Below are 25,347 nucleotides of genomic sequence, written 5' to 3'. Positions count from 1 at the left end.
GCCTGCCGTTTGGAGTTTCATGCCTAGCGCCGGGGTTTGGAAAGCGTGCGCGACGGTCGTATAACTGGCACAACCGGACACCGATCCGGTGCCGCGCGCCGTGTCGCGGACCAACGACGATTCGAACGACGATAAACGTGCACGTGTGGCCGCCGCGCCCGCAAGCGCAGGAGCCGGCCCCGAAAGGAGGGAGACAATGGCAACGACCGACGAATCGGCCTCGGGCTGGTCGGATGGCAAGCGTTATTTGTGGCTGCTCGGTGCGGTGACGATCACGCTGCCGATCTTCTCGGCCCAGCTCGCGTTGTCGACCGGCCTTCACGTGTTCTGGTGGTTCGGCCCGCTGTTCGCGTTCGGCGTGATTCCGATCCTCGACACGCTGATCGGCGACGATCGCGACAATCCGCCCGAAGCCGTCGTCCCGGACCTCGAACGGGCGCGCTACTACCGCTACATCGTCTATCTCGCGACGCTGGTCGAATACATCGCGTTCTTCATGTGCGTGTGGATCGTCGGCACGCATGCGCTCGCGTGGTACGACTACGTCGGCTTCGCGCTGTCGCTCGGCGCCGGGACGGGCATCTCGATCAACACCGCGCACGAACTCGGGCACAAGACCAGCCGCTTCGAACGCTGGCTCGCGAAAGTCACGCTCGCGCCGGTTGCGTACGGGCACTTCTTCGTCGAGCACAACCGCGGCCATCACGTGCGCGTCGCGACGGCCGAGGACCCGGCGAGCGCGCGCTATGGCGAATCGTTCTGGGCCTTCCTGCCGCGCACGGTGACGGGCAGCATCCGCTCGGCCTGGCGGCTCGAAAAGACGCGCCTCGAGCGGCTCGGGCATTCGCCGTGGACCTGGCGCAACGAGGTACTGCATGCATGGGCGATGACCGTCGTCGTGTGGGGCATCGCGATCGCGATGGCCGGCAAGGTCGTGATCCCGTTCCTCGTGATCCAGGCCGTGTACGGCGCGTCGCTGCTCGAAGTCGTCAACTACGTCGAGCACTACGGGCTCGGCCGCCGCAAGCTGCCGAGCGGCCGCTACGAACGCTGCGCGCCGCAGCATTCGTGGAACAGCAATCACGTCGTCACCAACCTGTTCCTGTATCAGCTGCAGCGGCACGCCGACCATCACGCGAACCCGACGCGCTCGTACCAGGCGCTGCGCCACTTCGACGACTCGCCGCAACTGCCGGCCGGCTACGCGACAATGATCCTGTTCGCGTACGTGCCGCCGCTCTGGTATCGCGTGATGAATCCGCGTGTCGTCGCGCACTACGGCGGCAACATGGCGCAATCGAACATCAAGCCGTCGATCCGCGCTCGCGTGCTCGCGCAGTATTCGGCCACGGCGTGATGCCAGGCGGTGCGGTCGCGGTCGCCGGCGATATCGTCACGCGGCTTGCGGCAGCCTGAACACGGCGACCGCGTGCCGCAGCGCGCTCGCCTGCTCGGCAAGCGCCTGCGTCGCGGCCGACGCCTGTTCGACCAGCGCCGCGTTGCGCTGCGTCGCTTCATCCATCTGCGTGACCGCGACGTTCACCTGCTGGATGCCGCCGCTCTGCTCCTGTGATGCGGACGAGATCTCGCCGACGATCGTCGTGACCCGCTGCACCGCGCCGACGATCTCGTGGATCGATTCGCCGGCGCGGCCGATCAGCACGGCGCCCTCGTCGACTCGCCGCGTCGATTGCTCGATGAGCGCCTTGATCTCCTTCGCGGCGGCCGCACTGCGCTGCGCGAGCGTGCGCACCTCCGACGCGACGACCGCAAAGCCGCGCCCCTGCTCGCCCGCCCGCGCCGCCTCGACGGCCGCGTTCAGCGCGAGGATGTTGGTCTGGAATGCGATGCTGTCGATGACCGCGATGATCTCGCCGACCTTCGCCGAACTGGCGGCAATCCCGCTCATCGTGTCGACGGCGTCCGTCATCACACTGCCGCCGGCGGACGCAATGTCCGATGCGTCCTGTGCCAGCTGCGCCGCATGCTGCGCGTACCCGGCCGACTGGCGCACGATATCCGTCAGTTCGGTCATGCTGGCGGCGGTTTCCTCGAGCGACGCGGCCTGGGCCTCGGTGCGCGACGACAGGTCGTGATTGCCCGATGCGATCTGCGCACTCGCGGTCGCGACGGCTTCGGCATGCGTACGCACCTCGAGCACGACACCCGACAGGCTCGTCTGCATCGTCCGCAACGCGCGCAGCAGATCGGCGATCTCGTCGCGGCCGGCCACGTCGACGTCGCGCGTCAGGTCGCCGCCGGCCACCGCCTGCGCGCAGGCGACCGCGCGATCGAGCGGCCGCAGGATCGCGCGGCTGAACAGGAACGCACCGATCATCGCGATGCCGAACACGATCAGCATCAGCACGACGCTTGTCGCGGTCGCACGGCGCGCGTCGCGACTCGCTTGCGCCGACACGTCGGCGCTCTCGTCGGCGATCGACTTCGCCGCGCGCTCGAGCAACTCGGCGGGTGCCCGGTCGACGCCCGCCACGGCCGCGTCACCGGCAGTTGGCTCGAAACCCGCGGCCTTGAATGCGTCGAACCCGCGCCGGTAGCCGTCGCCCATCGCCGCATGCGCGCGCATGAACTGCTCGACGAGCGTGCGGCTCTCGCCGGACGGCAACTGGTTGACGAGTTGCGCGGCGAGCGTATCGACTGCGCGCTCGCGCGTCTGGAATGCCTGCCAGTACTTGTCGAGCTTGTCGGGCTGCTTGCCGCGCAGCAGCGTGTCCTTCCATTCCTGGACCTGCAGCTTGAACTGCACGAGCGTCGCCGACACGAGCCGCTCGTTGGCGACATGCGTCTGCACGTCGTTCGCGAACGTATCGATCGACCGATTGAGGATGCGGATGCCGTACAGCGCACCGCAGAACATCAGCAGCAGCGCAATGGCGAATGCGAGGGGAATCTTGTAGCTCAGCTTCATGGGACCTTGAATCGACGGAGAACGATGCGACCGGCACGAGTACCGGCCGCCGCACCGTGTTAACGGCCCGGACATCGAAGGCTTAAAGCAGAGGAAAGCGATGAGGGCCCGCGTACTGCGCCGGCCGGGCAGGCCGGATGTGGCTCGCATGGCGCAACTGTCCCGGCAAGTATGCGGGACCGCCACCGGCTGCACCTGACGACGATCGACAACATGACGAAATAGGCTCCGTCGATCCCGACGATCGCGCCGGTCAGGGAGTGGCCGACCTGCGTCGGTGTCGACACGAGCGAATGCGCCGATAGCTGCCCTGCTGTCGTCGCATCGTCAATCGACACATGCAGCGGCGACCCAAAACGAAAAACCCCGTGATCCTTTCGGATCACGGGGCTTCGTATTTTGGCGGAGAGGGTGGGATTCGAACCCACGGTACGGGGAAACCGTACGCCTGATTTCGAGTCAGGTACATTCGACCACTCTGCCACCTCTCCTTCCTTGCTGCATCTCACGGCTGGTCGTTTCCGCGAGAAAAAGATTATAAGACGATCGTTTCCTCGCTGACAAGCCCTTTCTGCAAATTTTTTGCGAAGGGTTTGAAGGCCGCGTTACGACGCCTGTGCAGGCGCGTCGATTCGCTCCATGCCGCCCATGTACGGACGCAGTGCTTCCGGCACCGTGACCGAGCCATCCGCGTTCTGGTAGTTCTCCAGCACCGCGACCAGCGTGCGGCCGACCGCGAGACCCGAACCGTTCAGCGTATGCACGAGTTCCGGCCTGCCCTGCGCATTGCGGAAACGCGCCTGCATCCGGCGCGCCTGGAACGCCTCGGTGTTCGAGCAGCTCGAGATCTCGCGATAGGTGTTCTGCGCGGGCAGCCACACTTCGAGGTCGAACGTCTTCGCGGCCGAGAAACCCATGTCGCCGGTGCACAGCGCCACAACGCGGTACGGCAGGCCGAGCTTCTGCAGGATCGCTTCCGCGTGGCCGACCATCTCGTCGAGCGCCGCGTACGATGCGTCGGGCGCGACGACCTGCACCATCTCGACCTTGTCGAACTGGTGCTGGCGGATCATCCCGCGCGTGTCGCGGCCGTACGAGCCTGCTTCCGAGCGGAAGCACGGCGAATGCGCGGTCAGCTTGATCGGCAGCGCGGAGCCTTCGACGATCGATTCGCGCACGGTGTTCGTCAGCGAAATCTCGGACGTCGAGATCAGGTATTGCGTGATCGTGTTCTCGCCGCCGCCCTTCTCGACGCGGAACATGTCGTCCGCGAACTTCGGCAGCTGGCCCGTGCCGTACAGGATCTCGGGATTGACGATGTACGGCGTGTACGTCTCGCTGTAGCCGTGCTGCAGCGTGTGCGTGTCGATCATGAACTGCGCGAGCGCGCGGTGCAGGCGTGCGATCGCGCCGCGCAGCATCGTGAAGCGTGCGCCGGCAAGCTTCGCGCCGGTTTCGAAATCGAGACCGAGCGGCGTGCCGACGTCGACGTGATCCTTCACCGCGAAGTCGAACTCGCGCGGCGTGCCCCAGCGGCGCACCTCGACGTTGTCGGCTTCGTCCTTGCCGACCGGCACGCTTTCGTGCGCGATGTTCGGCATGCCCAGCATCAGGTCGGACAGGCGCGTCTGGATCTCGCCGAGCTTGGCCTCCGACGCCTTCATCTCGTCGCCGATCCCGCCGACTTCAGCCATCACGGCCGACGTGTCCTCGCCCTTCCCCTTCATCGCGCCGATCTGCTTCGACAGGCTGTTGCGGCGCGCCTGGAGCTCTTCGGTACGGGTCTGGATCGCGCGGCGTTCCGCTTCGAGGGCGGAAAACGCGGCGACGTCGAGGGTGTAGCCGCGATCGGCGAGGCGCTTCGCGACGCCGTCGAGGTCTTTGCGCAGCAACTGGATGTCGAGCATGGGAGGACTTGGGAAATCGTTGTGTAAGACGGGAATTCTAACGCACCGCGCGCTCGCCACGGCATTGGCCGGACGGACAGCGGCGCAAACGCGCGACTGACGTGGCAGTATCGCATTGCCGGCGTGCGCGTCGGCAGCTCTGTGCAGCGTTGCTGCGCAGCGCGCGACAGCCGCGCCGGCCGGGCCGGCCGAGCGCAAAGCGGCGGGTCACACACCCGCCTTTGCATCACCATCACCCGAGGGAACCCGATGGCAATCGAGCTGGACAAGGATGTCCGCGACCGCGCGATCGCGTCGCTGCAACGCTATTTCACAGAAAACATGGACGAGCCGATCGGCAACATCCAGGCTGGCGCGCTGCTGCACTTCTTCGTCGAGGAAATCGCGCCGGCGATCTACAACCTCGCGATCGCCGATGCGCAGGAACGCCTGCACGCACGCGTCGCCGAACTCGACATCGAATGCCACGCGGAGCCGTTCGAGTACTGGAAGAAGCAGCCGGGCCGCAAGCGCTGACGCACCCGGCGCAGCGGCCGCCACCGCGTGCGGCCGGTCAGTCCTTCTTGCCGGCCTCGCGGTCGAGCTCGCGCAGCCACGCGAGCTTGTCGGCGATCTTCGCTTCGAGCCCGCGCGGCACCGGCTTGTACCAGCGCGGCTCGCGCATGCCTTCCGGCAGGTAGGTCTCGCCAGCCGCATAGGCGTTCGGCTCGTCGTGCGCGTAGCGATACGCATGACCGTAGCCGAGTTCCTTCATCAGCTTGGTCGGCGCATTGCGCAGATGCACGGGCACCTCGCGCGACTTGTCCTGCTTGACGAACGCCATCGCCTGGTTGAACGCGTTGTAGCCAGCATTGCTCTTCGCCGCGCACGCGAGATAAATCACCGCCTGCCCGAGCGCCAGCTCGCCTTCGGGGGAACCGAGCCGCTCGTAGGTTTCGGCCGCGTCGTTCGCCACCTGCAGCGCGCGCGGGTCGGCCAGGCCGATGTCTTCCCACGCCATCCGCACGATCCGTCGCGCGAGATATTTCGGATCCGCGCCGCCGTCGATCATCCGGCAGAACCAGTACAGCGCGCCGTCCGGGCTCGAACCGCGCACCGACTTGTGCAGCGCCGAGATCTGGTCGTAGAAATTGTCGCCGCCCTTGTCGAAGCGCCGCGCGTTCAGCGTCATCGCGCTGCTGACGAACTCGGCATCGATGGTCGTGATTCGGGAGGAAGCAGCAGCCGTCTGCGCCTGCTCGAGCAGGTTCAGGAAGCGCCGCGCGTCGCCGTCCGCGTAACCGATGAGCGTATCGACCGCCTTGTCGTCGAACGCGAGGCCGTCGAGCGCGATTTCCTGCGCACGCTTGAGCAACTGACGCATCTCGTCGTCGTTCAGCGACTGCAGCACGTACACCTGCGCACGCGACAGCAGCGCCGAGTTGACTTCGAAGCTCGGGTTCTCGGTCGTCGCGCCGATGAAGGTCACCAGCCCCGACTCGACGAACGGCAGCAGCGCATCCTGCTGCCCCTTGTTGAAGCGGTGGATTTCGTCGACGAACAGAATCGTGTGGCGGCCGGTGCGGTTCAGCGTGTCCTTCGCCTGCTCCATCGACTCGCGGATGTCCTTCACGCCGCCGAGCACCGCGGACAGCGCGATGAATTCGCAGTCGAACGCGAGCGCGGTGAGGCGCGCGAGCGTCGTCTTGCCGACGCCGGGCGGCCCCCACAGGATCATCGAATGCGGCTTGCCGGATTCGAATGCGAGCCGCAGCGGCTTGCCTTCGCCCAGCAGATGCGTCTGGCCGATCACCTCGGCGAGCGTCTTGGGCCGCAGCGCCTCGGCGAGCGGCCGGCGCGGCTCGACTTGAAACAGGTCGGACATGAACCCTCGCTCCAGATCAGACAATGGCGGCCGAACGGGCCGCCGGACCCAATATTATGACAGCCGCGCGACTGCGCCGCCGGGGGCGGGGGCCGGGCGCCCGCGCGCGGTGCCCACGCCTGGTGCCCGGCGCCGGTGCCCACGCCCTGTGCCCGGCGCCCGGTGCCCGCGCCCCCAAACAACACGGGCCTGCCGTCGCCGGCAGGCCCGTGTCGGGACAACGGTGCGACGCCGTCAGCCGTTGATCACGTCCGCGCCCTTCGGCACGACGAACTTGAACGTGTCGCCCTTCAGCGGCGGATTCGTCTGGATGTTCGTGAACGTGAGCAGCGTGACGTTGCCGAACACGTCGTGCAGTTCCATCGCGGCGAGCGTGCCGTTGCGGAACCCGATGCCGATCCGCTGGAACTGCGTGTCCTGCGCCTTCGGCAGCATCTCGAGCCAGTCGATCCCGCCCTTCTCGCCCGCATCGCGCAGCGTGTAGTTCTTGTCGAGATCGTTGCTGCCGAACAGGATCGCGGCCGGGCTCGCGCCCAGCGCGCCGTTCAGCTTGCGCTCGGTGACCTGGTTCAGGTCGCGGTCGTACACGTAGAGCTTGTCGCCGTCGGCCTGCAGCACCTGCTGGTACGGCTTCTGGTACGTCCAGATGAACTTGCCCGGACGCGAGAACACGAACGTGCCGCTCGAATTGTCGTTCGGCTTCGGCGCGGCCTGCGCGGCGCTCGCGCCCTTGCTCGGCGCCTTGACGATCTGCTGCGTGAATTCGCCCTTCGCCGAACGCACCTGCGACACGAAGGCCTTCAGTTGCTCGGTGCCGCTCGCGAACGCGTGCGTCGCCGCGAGCATCAGCGATGCGCCGGCGAGCGCCGCGCCGAGCCAGCGCCGCGTCGAACGAAGGGACAATGCGAACGAATGTTGCTGCATATTGCGGTTTTCTCCGTGGGTGGCCGGCGCCGCGGGCGCCGCGGACTCATTCCGCGTCGCGCGCCGGCACAAGAATTTCGCGGTTGCCGCTCGACGACATCGCCGACACGAGCCCCGACTGTTCCATCTGCTCGAGCAACCGCGCCGCGCGGTTATAGCCGATCCGCAGATGGCGCTGCACGAGCGAAATCGACGCGCGGCGGTTCTTGATGACGATCTCGACCGCCTGGTCGTACAGCGGATCAGACTCGCTGCCGCCTTCACCGGTTCCCGCGCCTGCCGAACCCTCGTCGCCGTCGGCGGTGCCGCCCTCGAGCAGCCCTTCGACGTAGTTCGGCTCGCCGTGCTCCTTGAGCTTCTCGACGACGCGATGCACTTCATCGTCGGCGACGAACGCGCCGTGCACGCGCACCGGCAGCCCGCTGCCCGGCGGCAGGTACAGCATGTCACCCATCCCGAGCAGCGATTCGGCGCCCATCTGGTCGAGAATCGTGCGCGAGTCGATCTTCGACGACACCTGGAACGCGATCCGCGTCGGCACGTTCGCCTTGATCAGGCCGGTGATCACGTCGACGGACGGACGCTGCGTCGCGAGGATCAGGTGGATGCCGGCCGCGCGCGCCTTCTGCGCGATCCGCGCGATCAGCTCCTCGACCTTCTTGCCGACGACCATCATCAGGTCGGCGAGTTCGTCGATCACGACGACGATATTCGGCAGGCGGCCGAGCGGCTCGGGATCGTCCGGCGTCAGGCTGAACGGATTCGGAATCTTTTCCTCGCGCTTCGCCGCGTCGTCGATCTTGTTGTTGTAGCCGGCGAGGTTGCGCACGCCGAGCTTGCTCATCAGCTTGTAGCGGCGCTCCATCTCCGCGACCGTCCAGTTCAGCGCATGGCCGGCCTGGCGCATGTCGGTGACGACCGGGCACAGCAGGTGCGGAATGCCTTCGTAGACGCTCATTTCGAGCATCTTCGGATCGATCAGGATCAGGCGCACCTGCTCGGCAGTCGCCTTGTACAGCAGCGACAGGATCATTGCGTTGATCCCGACCGACTTGCCCGAACCGGTCGTGCCCGCGACCAGCAGGTGCGGCATCTTCGCGAGATCCGCGCACACCGGCTTGCCGCCGATGTCCTTGCCGAGGCTCAGGGTCAGCGCCGACGATGCGGCCGCATAGACTTCAGAACCGATGATCTCGGACAGGTGCACCGTCTGACGGCGCTGGTTCGGCAGCTCGAGCGCCATGTAGTTCTTGCCGGGGATCGTCTCGACCACGCGGATCGACACGAGCGACAGCGAACGCGCGAGATCCTTCGCGAGGTTGACGATCTGGCTGCCCTTCACGCCGGTGGCCGGCTCGATCTCGTAGCGCGTGACGACCGGGCCCGGATACGCGGCCACGACGCTCGCCTCGACGCCGAAATCCTTCAGCTTCTTCTCGATCAGCCGCGACGTGAATTCGAGCGTATCGGCGGAAATCGCTTCCTGCGTCTTCGGCGCGGGATCGAGCAGCGACACCGGCGGCAGCGTCGAATCGCCCGGCAGGTCGGTGAAGAGCGGCACCTGGCGCTCGCGCTCGACGCGCTCGGACTTCGCCGGCGTGACGACCGGCGGCACGATCGTCACGGGCTCGTGATCCTCGATGCGCACCCGCTCCTCCTCGACCTTGCCTTCGCGGCGCACGGCCGCGGCCTCGCCGAGCTTGCGGTCGCGCTCGGCCTCGCGGCGCAGCTTCGCGACGTTGACGGCAGACAGGATCGCGCCGCCGACGCGCTCGGCGACCGACAGCCACGAGAAGCGGAAATACAGCGACAGGCCGATCGCGAGCGCGATCAAAAGCAGCAGCGTGCCGCCGGTGAAGCCGAACGCGTGCGACATCGCGCCGGCCACGGCCTCGCCGATCACGCCGCCCGGCGCGCGTGGCAACTGCACCTTCAGCGACCACATCCGCAGCGCCTCGATGCCGTCGCACGCGAGCACGACGAGCACGAACGCGAAGATCTCGGTGAGCCAGCCGATCGGCCGCTCGGGTTCGTCGACGACCGCCTCGTGACGCGTGATGCGCCGGTAGTTGACCGCGATGCGCCGTCCGAGCGGCACGATCAGCCAGTAGGCCGACAGGCCGAACAGCAGCAGGATGATGTCGGCCGTCCACGCGCCCACGCGGCCGGCCCAGTTCGAGATGTGGTCCACCTGCGCCGCGTGCGTCCAGCTCGGATCGCGCCGGCTGTAGCTCAACAGGGCCATCACCAGAAAAGCGCAGAGCGCGACCTGGAGAATCCAGCGGATCTCCGTGAGGAGCTTCGACATCCGGTGCGGCAACGCCTGTGCCTGGGCGGAATAAGGAGCTTTTGCCATGAATCCGTATAAAGAGGACGGGCCGCGGGCCCGCCTGTCGTTCGATCGCGCTCATTGTAAACGCTGCACCGGGCCGCCAAGTGTAAATGACGGTTACATAAGAGGGCCGGGTGCATGAAGCCTGGCCGCGAGCCGCGTCCCGGCAAACGCTATCGCGACGATTGAAACTCTCGTTCGGCAGTGCAGCAACGGGGCCTTTATAATGCGCGTCTGATACCCATCTATGACGGCATCCCGGTCAACCCAGACCGTCCGGCGAGCCTTATCCCGCCCGCCGCGGCCGCCTTTTACGGATTCGCACATGTCCACGCCCAAACACGCCAAAGTCCTGATTCTCGGTTCCGGCCCCGCCGGCTACACGGCTGCCGTCTACGCGGCACGCGCCAACCTGTCCCCGGTGCTCGTCACCGGCATCGCGCAGGGCGGCCAGCTGATGACGACGACCGATGTCGAAAACTGGCCGGCGGACGCAAAGGGCGTGCAAGGCCCGGAACTGATGGCGCGCTTCCAGGAGCACGCCGAGCGCTTCAACACCGAAATCGTATTCGATCACATCCACACCGCGAAACTGCACGAACAGCCGATCCGGCTGATCGGCGATTCGGGCGAATACACGTGCGACTCGCTGATCATCGCGACCGGCGCGTCCGCGCAGTATCTCGGCCTGCCGTCCGAGGAAGCCTTCATGGGCAAGGGTGTGTCGGCCTGCGCGACGTGCGACGGCTTCTTCTATCGCAACCAGGAAGTCGCGGTGATCGGCGGCGGCAACACGGCCGTCGAGGAAGCGCTCTACCTGACGGGCATCGCGAAGAAAGTCACGGTGATTCACCGCCGCGACAAGTTCCGCGCCGAGCCGATCCTGATCGACCGCCTGCTGGAGAAGGAAAAGGAAGGCGTCGTCGACATCAAGTGGGATCACGTGCTCGACGAAGTGACCGGCGAGCAGTCGGGCGTCACGGGGCTGCGCATCAAGAACGTGAAGACCGGCGCGACGCAGGACCTCAACGTGCAGGGTGTGTTCGTCGCGATCGGCCACAAGCCGAACACCGACCTGTTCCAGGGCCAGCTCGAGATGAAGGACGGTTACATCCTGACGAAGAGCGGCCTGCACGGCAACGCGACGTCGACCAGCGTGCCGGGCGTGTTCGCCGCCGGCGACGTGCAGGACAACGTGTATCGCCAGGCGATCACCAGCGCCGGCACGGGCTGCATGGCCGCGCTCGACGCACAGCGCTACCTCGAAGGCCTGCACGACAAGAAGTAAGCATCAAGCGTTCGGCCGCCGGGCGCTACAATGGCGTCCGCTGCCGCGAAGCGGGCTTGACCGGAAAGCCGCTGCCGCCGTGCAGCGGCTTTTTTGTGCCCGCGCGTCCGAACGCGCCTGCCCGGTTACCGAATCATGGCGAAGAACCAGCCCCATCCGAGCGATCCCGCGAAGCGGCAGATCGCCGCCCGTCCCGCGAACCCGGCGCCCGCCGCGCCCCCGCCCGCACCCGATGCCGCCGCATTGCGCGGCCAGGGCCTGGCCGGCCTCGGCGCGCTGCGCAAGTCGCTGCAAGGCGAAGCCGACCGCCGCGAGCGCGCCCGCGTCGAAACCGCGAAGGTCGCGCGCCAGGCGGAAGCCGACGCGAACCTGTTCCGCAACGAAATCGGCGCGATCCAGCCGCTGAACACGCCGCCGCGCGCGAAGCCCGGCCGCACGCCGCCCGACCCCGTGCCGAAGCAGACGCAGCGCGACGAGGAAGACGTGCTGAACGCGACGCTGTCCGACGAATTCGATCCCGAGACGCTGCTCGACAGCGACGAATCGCTGTACTACCACCGCCCGGGCATCAGCCGCGAGGTCGTGCGCAAGCTGCGCAGCGGCGCATGGATCGTGCAGGCGCAGCTCGACCTGCACGGGATGCGGCGCGACGAGGCGCGCGACGCGCTCGCGGAATTCATCCGCGAAGCCGGCAAGAAGGGGCTGCGCTGCCTGCGCGTGATCCACGGCAAGGGGCTCGGCTCGATCGGCAAGGAGCCCGTGCTGAAAGGCAAGGTGCGCGCGTGGCTCGTGCAGAAGGAAGAAGTGATCGCGTTCTGCGAGGCGCGCAGCCACGACGGCGGCGCGGGCGCGGTGCTCGTGCTGCTGCAGCCGCTGCCGGCCCCCGCCGATCGGGGGCCGCGTGCCGCATCCTAGGCTGACGCTCGCGATCTCGATACTGGAAGCGATCGCGACGCTCGCCTTCGCGATCTCGGGCTTCATCGAGGCGCGCAAGAACCGCCTCGACTCGGTCGGCACGTTCGTCGTCGCGCTCGCCACCGCGTTCGGCGGCGGCACGCTGCGCGACATCCTGCTCGAACGCCGGCCGTTCTACTGGGTCATCCACGACGACTACGTGATCGCGATCTTCGTGCTCGCGCTGTTCGCGCCGATCGTGCTGCGGATGCTGTCGCGGCTGTCGGCCGAGCGGCTGCTGCTGGTGGCCGATGCGATCGGGCTCGGCATCTTCAGCATCTCGGGCACCGCGATCGCGCTCGATGCCGAGATGCCGCGCTTCATCGCGGTGATGATGGGCGTGATCACCGGCGTGGTCGGCGGCATCATCCGCGACGTGCTGTGCAACGACATCCCGCTGATCCTGCGCGATTCGCGGCCATACGCGACCTGCGCGTTCGTCGGCTGCTGGTTCTATCTGCTGCTCGCGTGGCTGCAGTTCGACTCGGTGTACAGCGTGCTGTTCGCGACCGGCTTCATCCTCGTCGCGCGGCTCGCGACGTTCAAGTTCGACGTGCGGTTGCCGCACTGACGCCGCCGCGCCGCGCGTCGCCACATGCAAAAATGAAAGGGGCCGTTCACAGACGGCCCCTTCTCTTTCGTTCAGCGTAAACGCCGCCTCACGCGATCCGCTCTTCCGATGCCGGATCGAACAGCACCGCCTTCGACACGTCGAACAGCAGCGACAGCGTCTGGTCGGGCTGCGGGTTCGCGGCCGGATGCACGCGGCTCACGATCCGCTTGCCGTTGACCTGCGCGAACACGTGCGTGTCCGGGCCGGTCGGCTCGGTCACGTCGACGCGCACGTCGAACGGCTGCAGGTGCGACGCGTCGCCGTTGTGCGCGTGGCGCACGTCGGTGATGCGCTCCGGACGCAGGCCGAGAATCACCTCGCGGCCGACGTGCGACTTCAGCTGGCCATCGAACGGCAGATTGAGCGCACCGCGCTTGACGCCCGTGTCGATCTCGAGCGCGATCCCGCTGCCCTGCTCGACCAGCTTGCCGTTGATGAAGTTCATCGGCGGCGCGCCGATGAAGCCCGCGACGAACAGGTTCGACGGCGAATCGTAAATGTCCTGCGGCGCGCCGAACTGCTGGACCACACCGTCCTTCATCACCGCGATCCGGTCGCCGAGCGTCATGGCCTCGATCTGGTCGTGCGTCACGTAGACGATCGTCGTGCCGAGACGCTGGTGCAGCAGCTTGATTTCGGCGCGCATCTCGATGCGCAGCTTCGCGTCGAGGTTCGACAGCGGCTCGTCGAACAGGAACAGCGACGGATCGCGCGCCAGTGCGCGGCCCATCGCGACGCGCTGGCGCTGGCCGCCCGACAGCTGGCCCGGCTTGCGGTCGAGCAGGTGCTGGATCTGCAGCATCGCCGATACGCGCTCGACGATCTGCTGCTGCTCGCTCTTGGGCACCTTGCGGATGTTCAGGCCGAACGAGATGTTCTCGCGCACCGTCATCGACGGATACAGCGCGTACGACTGGAACACCATCGCGATGTCGCGATCCTTCGGCGACAGGTCGTTGACGACCTTGCCGTCGATGCAGATCTCGCCGCTCGTCACGGTCTCGAGGCCGGCGATCATGTTGAGCAGCGTCGACTTCCCGCAGCCCGACCCGCCGACCAGGATCAGGAACTGTCCGTCCTCGATCTCGATGTCGACACCCTTCAGGACCGGCACCCCGTTCGGGTAGGTCTTGTACACGTCACGGATGGAAAGGCTTGCCATGCTGTGAATCCTCTGTCTCGTCTCGCGCGGCGCACTGCGGCGCCGCGTCGGGTTCGTTTCGATGCGCCGCGCATCGCGCGCGGCCGGTTCGTCGTATCGGATGAAACCGCGCTTACCCCTTCACCGCGCCCGCCGTCAGCCCGCGCACGAAGTAGCGGCCGGCGACCACGTAGACGAGCAGCGTCGGCAGCGCGGCGATGATCGCGCCCGCCATGTCGACGTTGTACTCCTTCACGCCCGTCGACGTGTTGACGAGGTTGTTCAGCGCAACCGTGATCGGCATCGAGTCGACGCCGGAGAACACGATCCCGAACAGGAAGTCGTTCCAGATCTGCGTGAATTGCCAGATCAGGCACACCATGAAGATCGGCAGCGACACGGGCAGCAGGATCTTCGTGAAGATCGTGAAGAAACCCGCGCCGTCGATGCGCGCGGCCTTCACGAGCTCGGCCGGCACGCTCACGTAGAAGTTGCGGAAGAACATCGTCGTGAACGCGATGCCGTACACGACGTGCACGAACACCAGGCCCGGAATCGTATTCGCGAGGCCGAGCATCCCCTGCAGGCGCGCCATCGGCAGCAGGATCACCTGGAACGGGATGAAGCAGCCGACCAGCATCATCGTGAACAGCGCATCCGCGCCGCGAAAGCGCCAGTGCGTGAGCACGTAGCCGTTGAACGCGCCGATCAGCGACGAGATCAGCACGGCCGGAATCACCATCTGCAGCGAATTCAGGAAGAACGGCTTCATCCCGTCGCAGCGCACGCCGGTACACGCGCCGCTCCACGCCTTCACCCACGGATCGAAAGTCCAGTGCGTCGGCGGCGTCAGCAGGTTGCCGGTGCGCAGCTGGTCGAGGTCCTTGAACGACGTCGACAGCATCACGTAGATCGGGAACAGGAAATACAGCGCGAACAGGATCAGCGCCGCATAGATCACTGCCCGGCTGATCGTCATCTTAGGCTGCATTGCGGGTGCTCCTCGATTCCATATACATCAGCGGCACCAGCACCGCGACCACGGTCGCGAGCATCATCACCGACGACGCCGCGCCGAGCCCGAGCTGGCCGCGGTTGAACGAAAACGTGTACATGAACATGGCCGGCAGCGACGACGACGTGCCGGGGCCGCCCGCCGTCAGCGCGACGACCAGGTCGAAGGTCTTGATCGTGATGTGGCAGAGGATCAGCAGCACCGAGAAGAACACCGGGCGCATGCTCGGGATCACGATCTTGCGGTAGATGGTCGGCAGCGTCGCGCCGTCGACCTGCGCGGCCTTGAAGATCTCGGCGTCGACGCCGCGCAAGCCGGCGAGGAACAGCGCCATCACGAAGCCGGTCGACTGCCACACGGCGGCGATCACGATACAGAAGATCGCCTTGTCCGGATCGTCGAGCCAGCCGAACGAGAAGCTCGTCCAGCCCCAGTCGTGCATCACCTTCTCCAGGCCGAGGCCCGGATTCAGGATCCACTGCCACGCGGTACCCGTGACGATGAACGACAGCGCCATCGGGTACAGGAAGATCGCGCGCAGCGCGCCTTCGTTGCGGATGCGCTGGTCGAGCAGGATCGCGAGGAACAGCCCGAGCGCGACGCAGATCGCGATGAACGGAATCCCGAACCAGCCGAGGTTCGCGGCGGAGGTCCACCACACGTCGTTCTGGAACAGGTCCGAGTAACGGCCGAAGCCGTCGAATTCGTAGTTCGGCAACAGCCGCGAGTTGGTCAGCGACAGATAGCCGGTAATCAGGATGAAACCGTAGATGAACACCACGGCGATCGCGAGGCTCGGCGCGAGCACGAGCTTCGGAATCCAGCGATCGGCGAAGGCCGACATCGGCGACGTGCGCCGCGCGACGGCAGCGCCGGATCCGTTTCCGCTAAGAGGGGCAGCCACTTGATTCGACTCCTGGAACGAGGGCGGCGCAGGCCGGGCCGGCGCCGGGTACGGCGCGGGCCCGCGGGCGAGCCCGTTTGCTGCACATGCAAAAACGCCCGGCCGACGATGCGTTTCCGGCCGGGCGCCCGTTGCGCCTTACTTCACCTTCGCGGCTTTCGCGAGCGCGGCGACCGCGCTCTTCGAATCCTGCTGCGAGTTCATGAACTTCGTCACGACGTCGGTGATCGCGCCGGCCGTCGCGTCGCCCTGCGCCATTCCGTGCGCGAGCGACGGCACGAAGCCGCCCGACTTGATCGCGGTCTGCTCGTCGGCGTACGACTTCTTCGCGCAGTCGTCGAACTTGTCCATCTTCACGCCGAGGCGTACCGGCACCGAACCCTTCAGCAGGCTGAACTGCTCCTGGAAGGCCGGCGTCATGATCGTCTTCGCGAGGGCGAGCTGGCCCGGCGTCGCGTCCTTCTGGCCCTTCTGCTGGAAGAACACGAACGAGTCGACGTTGAACGTGTACGAATTCGCCGTGCCCGGCACCGCTGCACAGATATAGTCCTTGCCGGCCTTCTTGCCCGCGTTCTCGAACTCGCCCTTCGCCCAGTCGCCCATGAACTGCATGCCGGCCTTGCCGTTGATCACCATCGCGGTCGCGAGGTTCCAGTCACGGCCGTTGCGGCCCGTGTCGAAGTAGCCCTGGATCTTGCGCACCGTGTCGAACACCGACACCATCTGCGGCGAATTCAGCGTGGCCTGGTCGAGATCGACGAGCGCCTTCTTGTAGAACGCCGGGCCCTGCGACAGCACGACGTCTTCCCACAGCGTCAGGTCCTGCCACGGCTGGCCGCCCATCGCGACCGGCTGGATGCCCGCGGCCTTCAGCTTGTCGGCCACCGCGAAGAACTCGGGCCAGGTCGTCGGCACCTTCGCGCCGATCTTGTCGAGCGCGGCCTTGTTGATATAGAGCCAGTTCACGCGGTGCACCGAGAACGGCGCGGCGACGGTATGGCCCTTGTACTTGATGATCTTGTCGATTTCCGGCGGCAGGTTCTGCTTCCAGTCGCCGGCAGCGGAATCGATGTTGACGAGCACGCCCTGGTCGGCCCAGTCCTGGATCAGCGGGCCCTTGATCTGCGCGGCCGACGGGGAGTCGCCGCTGATCACCTTGGTCTTCAGCGCGGTCATGGCCGCCGCGCCCGCGCCGCCCGCGACCGCGAAGTCCTTCCACACGTAGCCCTGCTTCTGGAGGTCGTCCTTCAGCACGCCGACGGCCTTCGACTCGCCGCCCGAGGTCCACCAGTGCAGCACCGTTACGTTCTCGGCCGCCTGCGCCGCCACGGCGCCAGCCATCAGACCCGCGGCGCAGAGCGCGCCCATGATCGAGCGAACTTTCATTACTTATCTCCTCCAGACTGAATCAACTCGTGAGGTTCCCTGACCGGGAACCGGCTTCTTGATAAACGACGGGGAAATCGAGCCGCGGGACGCGTGCAGCGTACGGGGCCGATGACCGGCCGGGCTCTTACAGAAAGCGTGAATCGAGATTCAACGGCGTGTCTCCTCATTGTGTTTCTGGCCCGCCGCGATGCCGCGGCGCGAGCCCGGGGCGACGGCGCGCGGACGATGCGCACCGTCAATGTCCGATAACATTCGGCACAAGGCGTTCCCGAAGGCGAAGCTCGCGCAGTTCATCGACCGCACTTCTTTTTTTCTTCACCCAGGTGCTACCCCTTGCGGCGGATTGTAGTTAAACTACAATTCAGTGTCAAAAATATTTTTATCGCACTACGGATCGCTTCCCAGCACCCCAACCGGCGGAGACACATGCATACCGATTCCAGCTTTACCTTCGTACTTTTCGGCGGCACCGGCGACCTGTCGATGCGCAAGATCCTGCCCGCGCTGTTCGAAGCGCACCGCGGCAACATGCTCGCGGAAGGCGGCCGGATCGTTGCCGTCGCGCGGCACGAATCGGATCGGGCGGGCTATCTCGAGTGGGTCGACACGCACGTGAAGCCGCATGCGGCGAAGGCGGCCGGCAAGGCGTTCGACGACAGCGCGTGGCAAGCCTTCCTCGAGCGCATCGAATACGTGAAGCTCGACCTCGGCCGCGCGGAGGACTACACCGTGCTGCGCGACGCGGTCGCGCAGTTGCCCGGCATCCGCGTGTTCTATCTCGCGACGGGGCCGTCGCTGTTCGTGCCGATCTGCAAGGCGCTCGCGTCGGTCGGCCTGAACGAAGGCGCGCGCATCGTGCTCGAGAAGCCGCTCGGCTACGACCTGCGCTCGTCGAACGCGATCAACGACGCGGTCGGCGAGATCTTCGCGGAAGACCAGATCTACCGGATCGACCACTACCTCGGGAAAGAGCCGGTACAGAACCTGCTCGCGCTGCGCTTCGGCAATGCGCTGTTCGAGCCGCTGTGGCGCCGCGAATGGGTCGAGAGCATCCAGATCACGATCGCCGAGGAGCTCGGCGTCGAGGCGCGCGGCGACTTCTACGACAATACGGGCGCGCTGCGCGACATGGTGCAGAACCACCTGCTGCAGTTGCTGTCGATCGTCGCGATGGAGCCGCCGCACTCGATGGATTCCGACTCGGTGCGCGACGAGAAGCTGCGCGTGCTGCGTGCGCTGAAAGCGGTCGATCCGCGCGACATCGGCAAGGTCGCGGTGCGCGGCCAGTATCATGCGGGCGTGATCAAGGGCGCGCAGGTGCCGGCCTACGCGACCGAGCCGGGCGTGAAGCCCGACAGCCAGACCGAAACCTTCGTCGCGCTGAAGGTCGAGATCGAGAACTGGCGCTGGGCCGGCGTGCCGTTCTTCCTGCGCACCGGCAAGCGTCTCGCCGATCGCGTCGCGGAGATCGTCGTCAATTTCCGCGCGGTGCCGCACTCGGCGCTCGGGCCCACCGCGCTGCGCGCCGGCGCGAACCGCCTCGTGATCCGGCTGCAGCCGAACGAGACGATTCGCCTGTACTGCCTCGCGAAGCAGCCCGGCGAAGGGATGAACCTCGCGAGCGTGCACCTCGACCTCGCGTTCGACCAGTTCTTCAAGGAAGGGCAGATGGAGGCCTACCAGCGGCTGCTGCTCGACGTGATCAACGGCCGCCTCGCGCTGTTCGTGCGCCGCGACGAGCAGGAAGCCGCGTGGCGCTGGGTCGAGCCGATCCTGAACGAATGGGCGCGCTCGCTGAAGCCGCCGAAGCCGTACGCGGCAGGCACGTGGGGGCCGGCCGCGGCGAGCGCAATGCTCGCGCAGCACGGCACCTGCTGGCTCGAAGAAGAAAATTGATGCAAACCGTTGCCGTGCGCGCTTGGCGCGCGGCAACGTGCCCCACGATTCATACGAATTGAACAGACAAAGCAGTCCGGAGGAGATGTGATCGAGATTCACGCTTTCGACACCCAGGAAGCGCAAAGCGAGGCGCTCGCGCGCGCCGTGGGCGATGCGCTGCGCGCCGCGCTCGGCGGCCCCGCGCGCCCGACGCTCGCGGTGTCCGGCGGCACGAGCCCGCGCCCGTTCCTGCAAACGCTGTCGCACACGGCGCTCGACTGGGCCGGCGTCGACGTCACGCTGGTCGACGACCGCTGGGTGCCGGAGGACGACGCGGCCAGCAACGCGCACCTCGTGCGCGACACGCTGCTGCAGCACGCGGCGGCCCCTGCCCGCTTCCTGCCGCTCGTCGACACGCGCGCCGCGCTCGATGCGCACGTCGCCGCGCTGAACGCGAACGCCGACTACCGCGTGCCGACCGTCGCCGTGCTCGGCATGGGCGAGGACGGCCACACCGCGTCGATCTTCGCGGACGCGCCCGAATGGGACCACGCGATCGCGACGCCCGAGCGCTTCGTCGCCGTGCATCCCGGCGCCGCGCCGCATGCGCGCGTGAGCTTTTCGCTCGATGCGCTGAAGCGCGTCGACCGGCTCTTCCTGTTGATCGCGGGCAGCCGCAAACGCGACGTGCTCGACGCCGCGGCCGCCACGCTGCAGAAGAACGCGATTTCCCACCTGGCCAACGACAAGGGGACCAAGCTCGATGTCTACTGGTGCGCAAAGTAAGGCTGTCGTCGCGGTCCAGCATGCCGACGGCCCGCGCCTGCTCGCGGACGTCGGCGGCACCAACGCGCGTTTCGCGCTGGAAACCGGCCCGGGCGAGATCACGCAGATCCGCGTCTATCCCGGCGCCGACTATCCGACGATCACCGACGCGATCCGCAAGTATCTGAAGGACGTGAAGATCAGCCGCGTGAACCACGCGGCGATCGCGATCGCGAACCCGGTCGACGGCGACCAGGTCACGATGACCAATCACGACTGGAGCTTCTCGATCGAGGCGACGCGCCGCGCGCTCGGCTTCGACACGCTGCTCGTCGTCAACGACTTCACCGCGCTCGCGATGGCGCTGCCCGGCCTCACCGATGCGCAGCGCGTGCAGATCGGCGGCGGCACGCGCCGCCAGAACAGCGTGATCGGGCTGCTCGGGCCCGGCACCGGGCTCGGCGTGTCCGGCCTGATTCCGGCCGACGATCGCTGGATCGCGCTCGGCAGCGAAGGCGGCCACGCATCGTTCGCGCCGCAGGACGAGCGCGAGGATCTGGTGCTGCAGTACGCGCGCAAGAAGTTTCCGCACGTGTCGTTCGAACGCGTGTGCGCGGGCCCCGGCATGGAGATCATCTATCGTGCGCTCGCCGCGCGCGACAAGAAGCGCGTCGCCGCGAACGTCGACACGGTCGAGATCGTCGAGCGCGCGCATGCCGGCGAAGCGCTCGCGCTCGAGGCGGTCGAATGCTTCTGCGGGATTCTCGGCGCGTTCGCGGGCAGCGTCGCGCTCACGCTCGGCGCGCTCGGCGGCGTCTATATCGGCGGCGGCGTCGCGCTGAAGCTCGGCGAACTGTTCACGCGCTCGTCGTTCCGCGCGCGCTTCGAGGCGAAGGGCCGTTTCACGCACTATCTGCAGAACATCCCGACCTACCTGATCACCGCCGAATATCCGGCGTTCCTCGGCGTGTCGGCGATTCTCGCGGAGCAGTTGTCGAACCGTTCGGGCGGCGCGTCGTCGGCGGTGTTCGAGCGGATCCGCCAGATGCGCGACGCGCTGACGCCGGCAGAGCGCCGCGTCGCCGATCTCGCGCTGAACCATCCGCGCTCGATCATCAACGACCCGATCGTCGACATCGCGCGCAAGGCGGACGTGAGCCAGCCGACGGTGATCCGCTTCTGCCGCTCGCTCGGCTGCCAGGGCTTGTCGGACTTCAAGCTGAAGCTCGCGACCGGCCTCACCGGCACGATTCCGATGAGCCACAGCCAGGTGCATCTCGGCGACACGGCCACCGACTTCGGCGCGAAGGTGCTCGACAACACGGTGTCCGCGATTCTGCAGCTGCGCGAACACCTGAACTTCGAGCACGTCGAGAATGCGATCGAGATCCTGAACGGCGCGCGACGCATCGAGTTCTACGGGCTCGGCAATTCGAACATCGTCGCGCAGGACGCGCACTACAAGTTCTTCCGCTTCGGGATTCCGACGATCGCGTACGGCGACCTGTACATGCAGGCCGCGTCGGCCGCGCTGCTCGGCAAGGGCGACGTGATCGTCGCCGTGTCGAAGTCGGGGCGCGCGCCCGAGCTGCTGCGCGTGCTCGAGGTCGCGATGCAGGCCGGTGCGAAGGTGATCGCGATCACGTCGAGCAACACGCCGCTCGCGAAGCGCGCGACCGTCGCGCTCGAGACCGACCACATCGAGATGCGCGAGTCGCAGCTGTCGATGATCTCGCGGATCCTGCATCTGCTGATGATCGACGTCCTCGCGGTCGGCGTCGCGATTCGTCGCGCGTCGACCAACGGCGAGTTGCCGGAGGCCGTCGCGCAAGCGCGCGCACGCGCGAGCGACGACGAAACGGCCGACGTGCTCGACTGGCTGAGCCACGGCGCATCGCCGGCGGCGAAGGACGTGGCGCGCGACTGACGCTCGACACGGTCAGGCGCTCGCCGCTTTCCGATCGCCCGAAAAAGAACGCCACCGACGCACATCGCGCGGTGGCGTTTTTTCATGCCGCGGCCATTGCGGCCTCCGCTCACGCCCCCGCTTTCACCGGCCGCCCATGCCAGCGCAGCACGAGGTAGCGCCCGGCGAAACACAGCACGCCCGACACACCGATCGTCACGCCCATCGCGAACGGCGTGCCGTCCGCGAGTGCGCCGATCGCGACGCTCGCGAGCGCGCCGAGCGCGAGCTGCATCGCACCGAACACGGCCGCCGACGCGCCCGCGTTGTGCGGGTAGCGATGCATCAGGTCGGTCGTGCAGTTCGCGGACAGGATCCCCACCACGCCGACCACGAAGAACAGGCACACGACGATCGACCACAGCCCGCCCCACCCCGTCAGCGCGACGAGCGCGACCGCGAGCGACGCGATGCAGCTCACGAGCGACGCGGCGGCAATGAGGCGCAGCGAGCCGATCCGGCCGACGAGCCGCGTGTTCGCGAAGTTGCCGATCATGATCCCGACGACGTTCAGCCCGAACAGCAGCCCGTAGTGCTGCGGCGACACGTGGAAATACTCGATGTACACGAACGGCGTCGCGGTGATGTACGAGAACATCGCCGCGAACGCCATCCCGCCGCACAGCATGTGCCCCCACGCGACGGGATCGGACAGGATGCGCCCGTACGACGCGAACGATGCGAGCACGGCCGCGCTCTTGCGCCGCTCCTTCGGCCAGGTTTCGGGCACGCGCAGGTACGCGGTCGCCGCGCACAGTGCGCCGAACACAGCCAGCACGACGAACACGCCGCGCCAGCCGGCGAAGCGCAGGATCTGCCCGCCGATCAACGGTGCGAGCAGCGGCCCGACCGCGGTGACGATCGCGACCATCGACAGCACCTTCGCGGCGTCGGTCGGCTCGTGCGCGTCGCGCGCGATCGCGCGGGCGAGCACCGACGCGGCGCCCGCGCCGAGCGCCTGCAGGAAGCGCACGACGATCAGCATGTCGATCGAGCCCGACACGAAGCAGCCGATGCTCGCGAGCGTGAACAGCGCGATGCCGCCGAGCAGCACCGGGCGGCGGCCCCACGTATCGGACAGCGGACCGTACAGCAGCATGCCGATCGAGAAGCCGGCCATGAAGCTCGTCAGCGTGCGCTGCGCGGCGCCGGGGCTCACGGAGAAGCCGTCGGCAATCGACGGCAGGCTCGGCAGGTACATGTCGGTGGCAATCGGCCCGCAGGCGGCGAGCGCGCCGAGCAACAGGATCAGCCGGGCATCGGGCCGGCGCCGGACGACGTGGGACATGGGTATCCGGAATGGAGGCCCGCGCGCATCGGGGCGCGCGTGGCGGTGAAGACGGGAGGCCGCGCCGCGGACGGCGCTCAGGCCCATGATTGTACGCGCAACTTTTTTGCGTGCCGGCGGCGTGTGTGGCGCGCACGGCCGGCAAGCGCCGGTACGGCCGGTGTCGCGCGCGCTCGCGTGCGGATTCGCGTGCGGATTCGATTAAGCTTGCTGCTCCCCGTTTTTCTCGTCTGACCAAACCGCCCCGACGACCGAACCGATGACCGCTTTCCTGCTGATCTGGAGCCCCAAGAAATGGCCGTGGCCCGAGCTGCCCGACGTCGCCGCGCGCGTGAAGGCCGGCGAGGCCGTGCATGACGTGTGGGGCTGCGGCTTCGCCCGCGGCATCCTCCCGGGCGACCGCGTGTTCCTGCACCGCGTCGCGAAGGAGCCGAAAGGCGTATTCGGCTCCGGCTACGTGACGCGCGCGCCTTACGAGGTGCCCGATCCGGCGACCCGGCGCGGCTACCGGCTGTGCATCGACTTCGTCTACGACTGGCTGGTCGACGCGCACCAGGACGTCGTGATCCCGCGCGACGCGCTGCGCGTGCATCCGTACTCGGTGCAGACCTGGGATGCGCAGAGCTCCGGCACGTCGATCAAGCCGATGGTCGAAGGCCCGCTGGAGAAACGCTGGGCCGAGCTGACCGGCAAGCGCAAGTCGCCGCGATAAGCGGATCGGAGCCGGCCCGCCCTCGCCGTTCCCGCGCGCCCACCTCGCGCCTGCGAACGCGCCGAAAGGCCGCAGACCGCCCGGCGGGCCCGCCCCGCGCGTCTCCGGTACAATCGGACGGATAGTTCCGCCCAGGCGCCGCGGCCCGTGCACAGGCCCCGCACCCTTCTCTCGCAGGTTTCGCTCATGTCCAACAATCAGATCCTCTTCGAACGCGCCCAGAAGACCATTCCGGGCGGCGTCAACTCGCCGGTGCGCGCCTTCCGTTCGGTCGGCGGCACGCCGCGCTTCGTGTCGCGCGCACAGGGCCCGTACTTCTGGGATGCCGACGGCAAGCAGTACATCGACTACATCGGCTCGTGGGGCCCGATGATCGTCGGCCACGTCCACCCGGAAGTGCTGTCGGCCGTGCAGAACGTGCTCGCCGACGGCTTCTCGTTCGGCGCGCCGACCGAGGCGGAAATCGAGATCGCCGAGGAAATCTGCAAGCTCGTGCCGTCGATCGAACAGGTGCGGATGGTGTCGAGCGGCACCGAGGCCACGATGAGCGCGCTGCGTCTCGCGCGCGGCTTCACGGGCCGCAGCCGCATCGTCAAGTTCGAGGGCTGCTACCACGGTCACGCGGACAGCCTGCTGGTCAAGGCCGGCTCGGGCCTGCTGACGTTCGGCAACCCGACGTCGGCCGGCGTGCCTGCCGACATCGCGAAGCACACGACCGTCCTCGAATACAACAACGTCGCCGCGCTGGAAGAAGCGTTCGGCGCGTTCGGCGATGAAATCGCCGCGGTGATCGTCGAGCCCGTCGCGGGCAACATGAACCTCGTGCGCGGCACGCCCGAATTCCTGAACGCGCTGCGCGCGCTGTGCACGAAGCACGGCGCCGTGCTGATCTTCGACGAGGTGATGTGCGGTTTCCGCGTCGCGCTCGGCGGCGCGCAGCAACACTACGGGATCACGGCCGACCTCACCTGCCTCGGCAAGGTGATCGGCGGCGGGATGCCGGCCGCCGCGTTCGGCGGCCGCCGCGACATCATGGCCCACCTCGCGCCGCTCGGCGGCGTGTACCAGGCCGGCACGCTGTCGGGCAACCCGATCGCGGTCGCGGCCGGCCTGAAGACGCTGCAGCTGATCCAGGCGCCGGGCTTCTACGACGCGCTCACCGCGCAGACGAAGCGCCTCGCCGATGGCCTCGCGGCCGAAGCGCGCGCGGCCGGCGTGCCGTTCGCGGCCGACTCGATCGGCGCGATGTTCGGCCTGTACTTCGCCGAGCGCGTGCCGACCAGCTTCGCGGAAGTCACGAAGAGCGACACCGAGCGCTTCAATCGCTTCTTCCACCTGATGCTCGACGAAGGCGTGTACTTCGCGCCGTCCGCGTACGAGGCCGGCTTCGTATCGAGCACGCACGACGACGCGGTGATCGACGCGACGCTCGCGGCCGCGCGCCGCGCATTCGCGGCCCTCGCCGCCTGACCGGAACC

At 67.3% G+C, this 25,347-nt stretch carries 20 protein-coding genes and 1 tRNA gene; 10 read left to right on the top strand and 11 right to left on the bottom strand.

Translation table 11 applies throughout. The features are described 5' to 3' along the window. Positions 1–196 precede the first annotated feature (196 nt). Entirely contained in the window at positions 197–1,357 is a 1,161-nt protein-coding gene (locus ACP26O_RS04495) for an alkane 1-monooxygenase (protein WP_175664099.1), read from the top strand. A gap of 36 nt (positions 1,358–1,393) precedes the next feature. Here the strand turns inward: ACP26O_RS04495 and ACP26O_RS04490 are convergent, their stop codons facing one another. From ACP26O_RS04490 to serS, 3 genes are all read right to left on the bottom strand, one after another. Next, the gene (locus tag ACP26O_RS04490) at positions 1,394–2,929 is read right to left on the bottom strand and encodes a methyl-accepting chemotaxis protein (RefSeq protein WP_175664100.1); all 1,536 of its coding nucleotides are present in this window, start codon (positions 2,927–2,929) and stop codon (positions 1,394–1,396) included. Between the two features lie 400 nt (positions 2,930–3,329). Beyond that, a tRNA-Ser gene (locus ACP26O_RS04485) sits at positions 3,330–3,420 on the bottom strand. Positions 3,421–3,534: 114 nt separating this feature from the next. Then, positions 3,535–4,836, bottom strand: a complete 1,302-nt coding sequence (gene serS, locus ACP26O_RS04480) for a serine--tRNA ligase (RefSeq protein WP_175664101.1) — start codon at positions 4,834–4,836, stop codon at positions 3,535–3,537. A gap of 249 nt (positions 4,837–5,085) precedes the next feature. On the opposite strand from serS, the gene ACP26O_RS04475 reads away from it, so the two are divergent. After that, the gene (locus ACP26O_RS04475) at positions 5,086–5,352 is read left to right on the top strand and encodes a DUF2164 domain-containing protein (protein WP_006750829.1); all 267 of its coding nucleotides are present in this window, start codon (positions 5,086–5,088) and stop codon (positions 5,350–5,352) included. Positions 5,353–5,389: 37 nt separating this feature from the next. On the opposite strand, the gene ACP26O_RS04470 is transcribed toward ACP26O_RS04475, so the two are convergent. The 3 genes from ACP26O_RS04470 to ACP26O_RS04460 form a co-directional block, all read right to left on the bottom strand. Further along, the gene (locus tag ACP26O_RS04470) at positions 5,390–6,700 is read right to left on the bottom strand and encodes a replication-associated recombination protein A (protein WP_175664102.1); all 1,311 of its coding nucleotides are present in this window, start codon (positions 6,698–6,700) and stop codon (positions 5,390–5,392) included. A gap of 234 nt (positions 6,701–6,934) precedes the next feature. Then, on the bottom strand, positions 6,935–7,624 hold the full coding sequence (lolA, locus tag ACP26O_RS04465) for an outer membrane lipoprotein chaperone LolA (protein WP_006750827.1): 690 nt from the start codon (positions 7,622–7,624) through the stop codon (positions 6,935–6,937). A 46-nt stretch (positions 7,625–7,670) separates the two neighbouring features. Beyond that, positions 7,671–9,980: a DNA translocase FtsK gene (locus tag ACP26O_RS04460; protein ID WP_126227313.1), complete on the bottom strand. Its 2,310-nt coding sequence runs from the start codon at positions 9,978–9,980 to the stop codon at positions 7,671–7,673. A 301-nt stretch (positions 9,981–10,281) separates the two neighbouring features. Here ACP26O_RS04460 and trxB point away from each other — a divergent pair, with 301 nt between their 5' ends. The 3 genes from trxB to ACP26O_RS04445 all read left to right on the top strand — a co-directional run bounded on the left by trxB (position 10,282) and on the right by ACP26O_RS04445 (position 12,769). Then, on the top strand, positions 10,282–11,244 hold the full coding sequence (gene trxB / locus ACP26O_RS04455; protein WP_006750825.1) for a thioredoxin-disulfide reductase: 963 nt from the start codon (positions 10,282–10,284) through the stop codon (positions 11,242–11,244). Between the two features lie 135 nt (positions 11,245–11,379). Then, positions 11,380–12,159, top strand: a complete 780-nt coding sequence (locus ACP26O_RS04450) for a Smr/MutS family protein (RefSeq protein ID WP_175664103.1) — start codon at positions 11,380–11,382, stop codon at positions 12,157–12,159. After that, on the top strand, positions 12,146–12,769 hold the full coding sequence (locus tag ACP26O_RS04445; RefSeq protein WP_006750823.1) for a trimeric intracellular cation channel family protein: 624 nt from the start codon (positions 12,146–12,148) through the stop codon (positions 12,767–12,769). The genes ACP26O_RS04450 and ACP26O_RS04445 overlap by 14 nt, the downstream gene beginning before the upstream one ends. Before the next feature lie 88 nt (positions 12,770–12,857). Here the strand turns inward: ACP26O_RS04445 and ACP26O_RS04440 are convergent, their stop codons facing one another. From ACP26O_RS04440 to ACP26O_RS04425, 4 genes are all read right to left on the bottom strand, one after another. After that, on the bottom strand, positions 12,858–13,973 hold the full coding sequence (locus ACP26O_RS04440; protein WP_006750822.1) for an ABC transporter ATP-binding protein: 1,116 nt from the start codon (positions 13,971–13,973) through the stop codon (positions 12,858–12,860). Between the two features lie 112 nt (positions 13,974–14,085). After that, a complete protein-coding gene (locus ACP26O_RS04435; RefSeq protein WP_006750821.1) occupies positions 14,086–14,943 on the bottom strand; it encodes a carbohydrate ABC transporter permease in 858 nt (285 codons plus the stop codon). Continuing rightward, complete coding sequence (locus tag ACP26O_RS04430) at positions 14,933–15,871, bottom strand: carbohydrate ABC transporter permease (RefSeq protein WP_011656200.1); 939 nt, start codon at positions 15,869–15,871, stop codon at positions 14,933–14,935. The genes ACP26O_RS04435 and ACP26O_RS04430 overlap by 11 nt, the downstream gene beginning before the upstream one ends. Positions 15,872–16,009: 138 nt before the next feature. After that, positions 16,010–17,257 carry an ABC transporter substrate-binding protein gene (locus tag ACP26O_RS04425; RefSeq protein WP_011656199.1) on the bottom strand — a complete coding sequence of 416 codons (1,248 nt, stop codon included), beginning with the start codon at positions 17,255–17,257 and terminating at the stop codon, positions 16,010–16,012. A 429-nt stretch (positions 17,258–17,686) separates the two neighbouring features. Between ACP26O_RS04425 and zwf the strand changes: the two genes are divergently transcribed. From zwf to ACP26O_RS04410, 3 genes are all read left to right on the top strand, one after another. After that, a complete protein-coding gene (gene zwf, locus ACP26O_RS04420) occupies positions 17,687–19,156 on the top strand; it encodes a glucose-6-phosphate dehydrogenase (RefSeq protein WP_105831591.1) in 1,470 nt (489 codons plus the stop codon). A gap of 87 nt (positions 19,157–19,243) precedes the next feature. After that, positions 19,244–19,924 carry a 6-phosphogluconolactonase gene (pgl, locus tag ACP26O_RS04415; protein ID WP_175664104.1) on the top strand — a complete coding sequence of 227 codons (681 nt, stop codon included), beginning with the start codon at positions 19,244–19,246 and terminating at the stop codon, positions 19,922–19,924. Beyond that, positions 19,902–21,830: a bifunctional transcriptional regulator/glucokinase gene (locus ACP26O_RS04410; RefSeq protein ID WP_105831589.1), complete on the top strand. Its 1,929-nt coding sequence runs from the start codon at positions 19,902–19,904 to the stop codon at positions 21,828–21,830. Before pgl ends, ACP26O_RS04410 begins: the two co-directional genes overlap by 23 nt. 109 nt (positions 21,831–21,939) lie before the next feature. Here the strand turns inward: ACP26O_RS04410 and ACP26O_RS04405 are convergent, their stop codons facing one another. Beyond that, complete coding sequence (locus ACP26O_RS04405; RefSeq protein WP_012363278.1) at positions 21,940–23,157, bottom strand: Bcr/CflA family multidrug efflux MFS transporter; 1,218 nt, start codon at positions 23,155–23,157, stop codon at positions 21,940–21,942. A gap of 259 nt (positions 23,158–23,416) precedes the next feature. Between ACP26O_RS04405 and ACP26O_RS04400 the strand changes: the two genes are divergently transcribed. Next, on the top strand, positions 23,417–23,869 hold the full coding sequence (locus ACP26O_RS04400; protein WP_011656194.1) for a hypothetical protein: 453 nt from the start codon (positions 23,417–23,419) through the stop codon (positions 23,867–23,869). A gap of 186 nt (positions 23,870–24,055) precedes the next feature. Beyond that, positions 24,056–25,339: a glutamate-1-semialdehyde 2,1-aminomutase gene (gene hemL / locus ACP26O_RS04395; protein ID WP_011656193.1), complete on the top strand. Its 1,284-nt coding sequence runs from the start codon at positions 24,056–24,058 to the stop codon at positions 25,337–25,339. Positions 25,340–25,347: the final 8 nt, after the last annotated feature.

It is taken from the genome of Burkholderia sp. R-40 (assembly GCF_049942845.1).
Taxonomy (GTDB): domain Bacteria; phylum Pseudomonadota; class Gammaproteobacteria; order Burkholderiales; family Burkholderiaceae; genus Burkholderia; species Burkholderia ambifaria.
Note: the sequence above shows the minus strand (reverse complement) of the source record. Positions and strands in the feature narration are given on the sequence as shown.

Coding starts and splice junctions, on each gene's coding strand:
- ACP26O_RS04495 (WP_175664099.1), top strand. CDS start 197: ATGGCAACGACCGACGAATCGGCCTCGGGCTGGTCGGATGGCAAGCGT.
- ACP26O_RS04490 (WP_175664100.1), bottom strand. CDS start 2,929: ATGAAGCTGAGCTACAAGATTCCCCTCGCATTCGCCATTGCGCTGCTG.
- serS (WP_175664101.1), bottom strand. CDS start 4,836: ATGCTCGACATCCAGTTGCTGCGCAAAGACCTCGACGGCGTCGCGAAG.
- ACP26O_RS04475 (WP_006750829.1), top strand. CDS start 5,086: ATGGCAATCGAGCTGGACAAGGATGTCCGCGACCGCGCGATCGCGTCG.
- ACP26O_RS04470 (WP_175664102.1), bottom strand. CDS start 6,700: ATGTCCGACCTGTTTCAAGTCGAGCCGCGCCGGCCGCTCGCCGAGGCG.
- lolA (WP_006750827.1), bottom strand. CDS start 7,624: ATGCAGCAACATTCGTTCGCATTGTCCCTTCGTTCGACGCGGCGCTGG.
- ACP26O_RS04460 (WP_126227313.1), bottom strand. CDS start 9,980: ATGGCAAAAGCTCCTTATTCCGCCCAGGCACAGGCGTTGCCGCACCGG.
- trxB (WP_006750825.1), top strand. CDS start 10,282: ATGTCCACGCCCAAACACGCCAAAGTCCTGATTCTCGGTTCCGGCCCC.
- ACP26O_RS04450 (WP_175664103.1), top strand. CDS start 11,380: ATGGCGAAGAACCAGCCCCATCCGAGCGATCCCGCGAAGCGGCAGATC.
- ACP26O_RS04440 (WP_006750822.1), bottom strand. CDS start 13,973: ATGGCAAGCCTTTCCATCCGTGACGTGTACAAGACCTACCCGAACGGG.
- ACP26O_RS04435 (WP_006750821.1), bottom strand. CDS start 14,943: ATGCAGCCTAAGATGACGATCAGCCGGGCAGTGATCTATGCGGCGCTG.
- ACP26O_RS04425 (WP_011656199.1), bottom strand. CDS start 17,257: ATGAAAGTTCGCTCGATCATGGGCGCGCTCTGCGCCGCGGGTCTGATG.
- zwf (WP_105831591.1), top strand. CDS start 17,687: ATGCATACCGATTCCAGCTTTACCTTCGTACTTTTCGGCGGCACCGGC.
- ACP26O_RS04410 (WP_105831589.1), top strand. CDS start 19,902: ATGTCTACTGGTGCGCAAAGTAAGGCTGTCGTCGCGGTCCAGCATGCC.
- ACP26O_RS04405 (WP_012363278.1), bottom strand. CDS start 23,157: ATGTCCCACGTCGTCCGGCGCCGGCCCGATGCCCGGCTGATCCTGTTG.
- ACP26O_RS04400 (WP_011656194.1), top strand. CDS start 23,417: ATGACCGCTTTCCTGCTGATCTGGAGCCCCAAGAAATGGCCGTGGCCC.
- hemL (WP_011656193.1), top strand. CDS start 24,056: ATGTCCAACAATCAGATCCTCTTCGAACGCGCCCAGAAGACCATTCCG.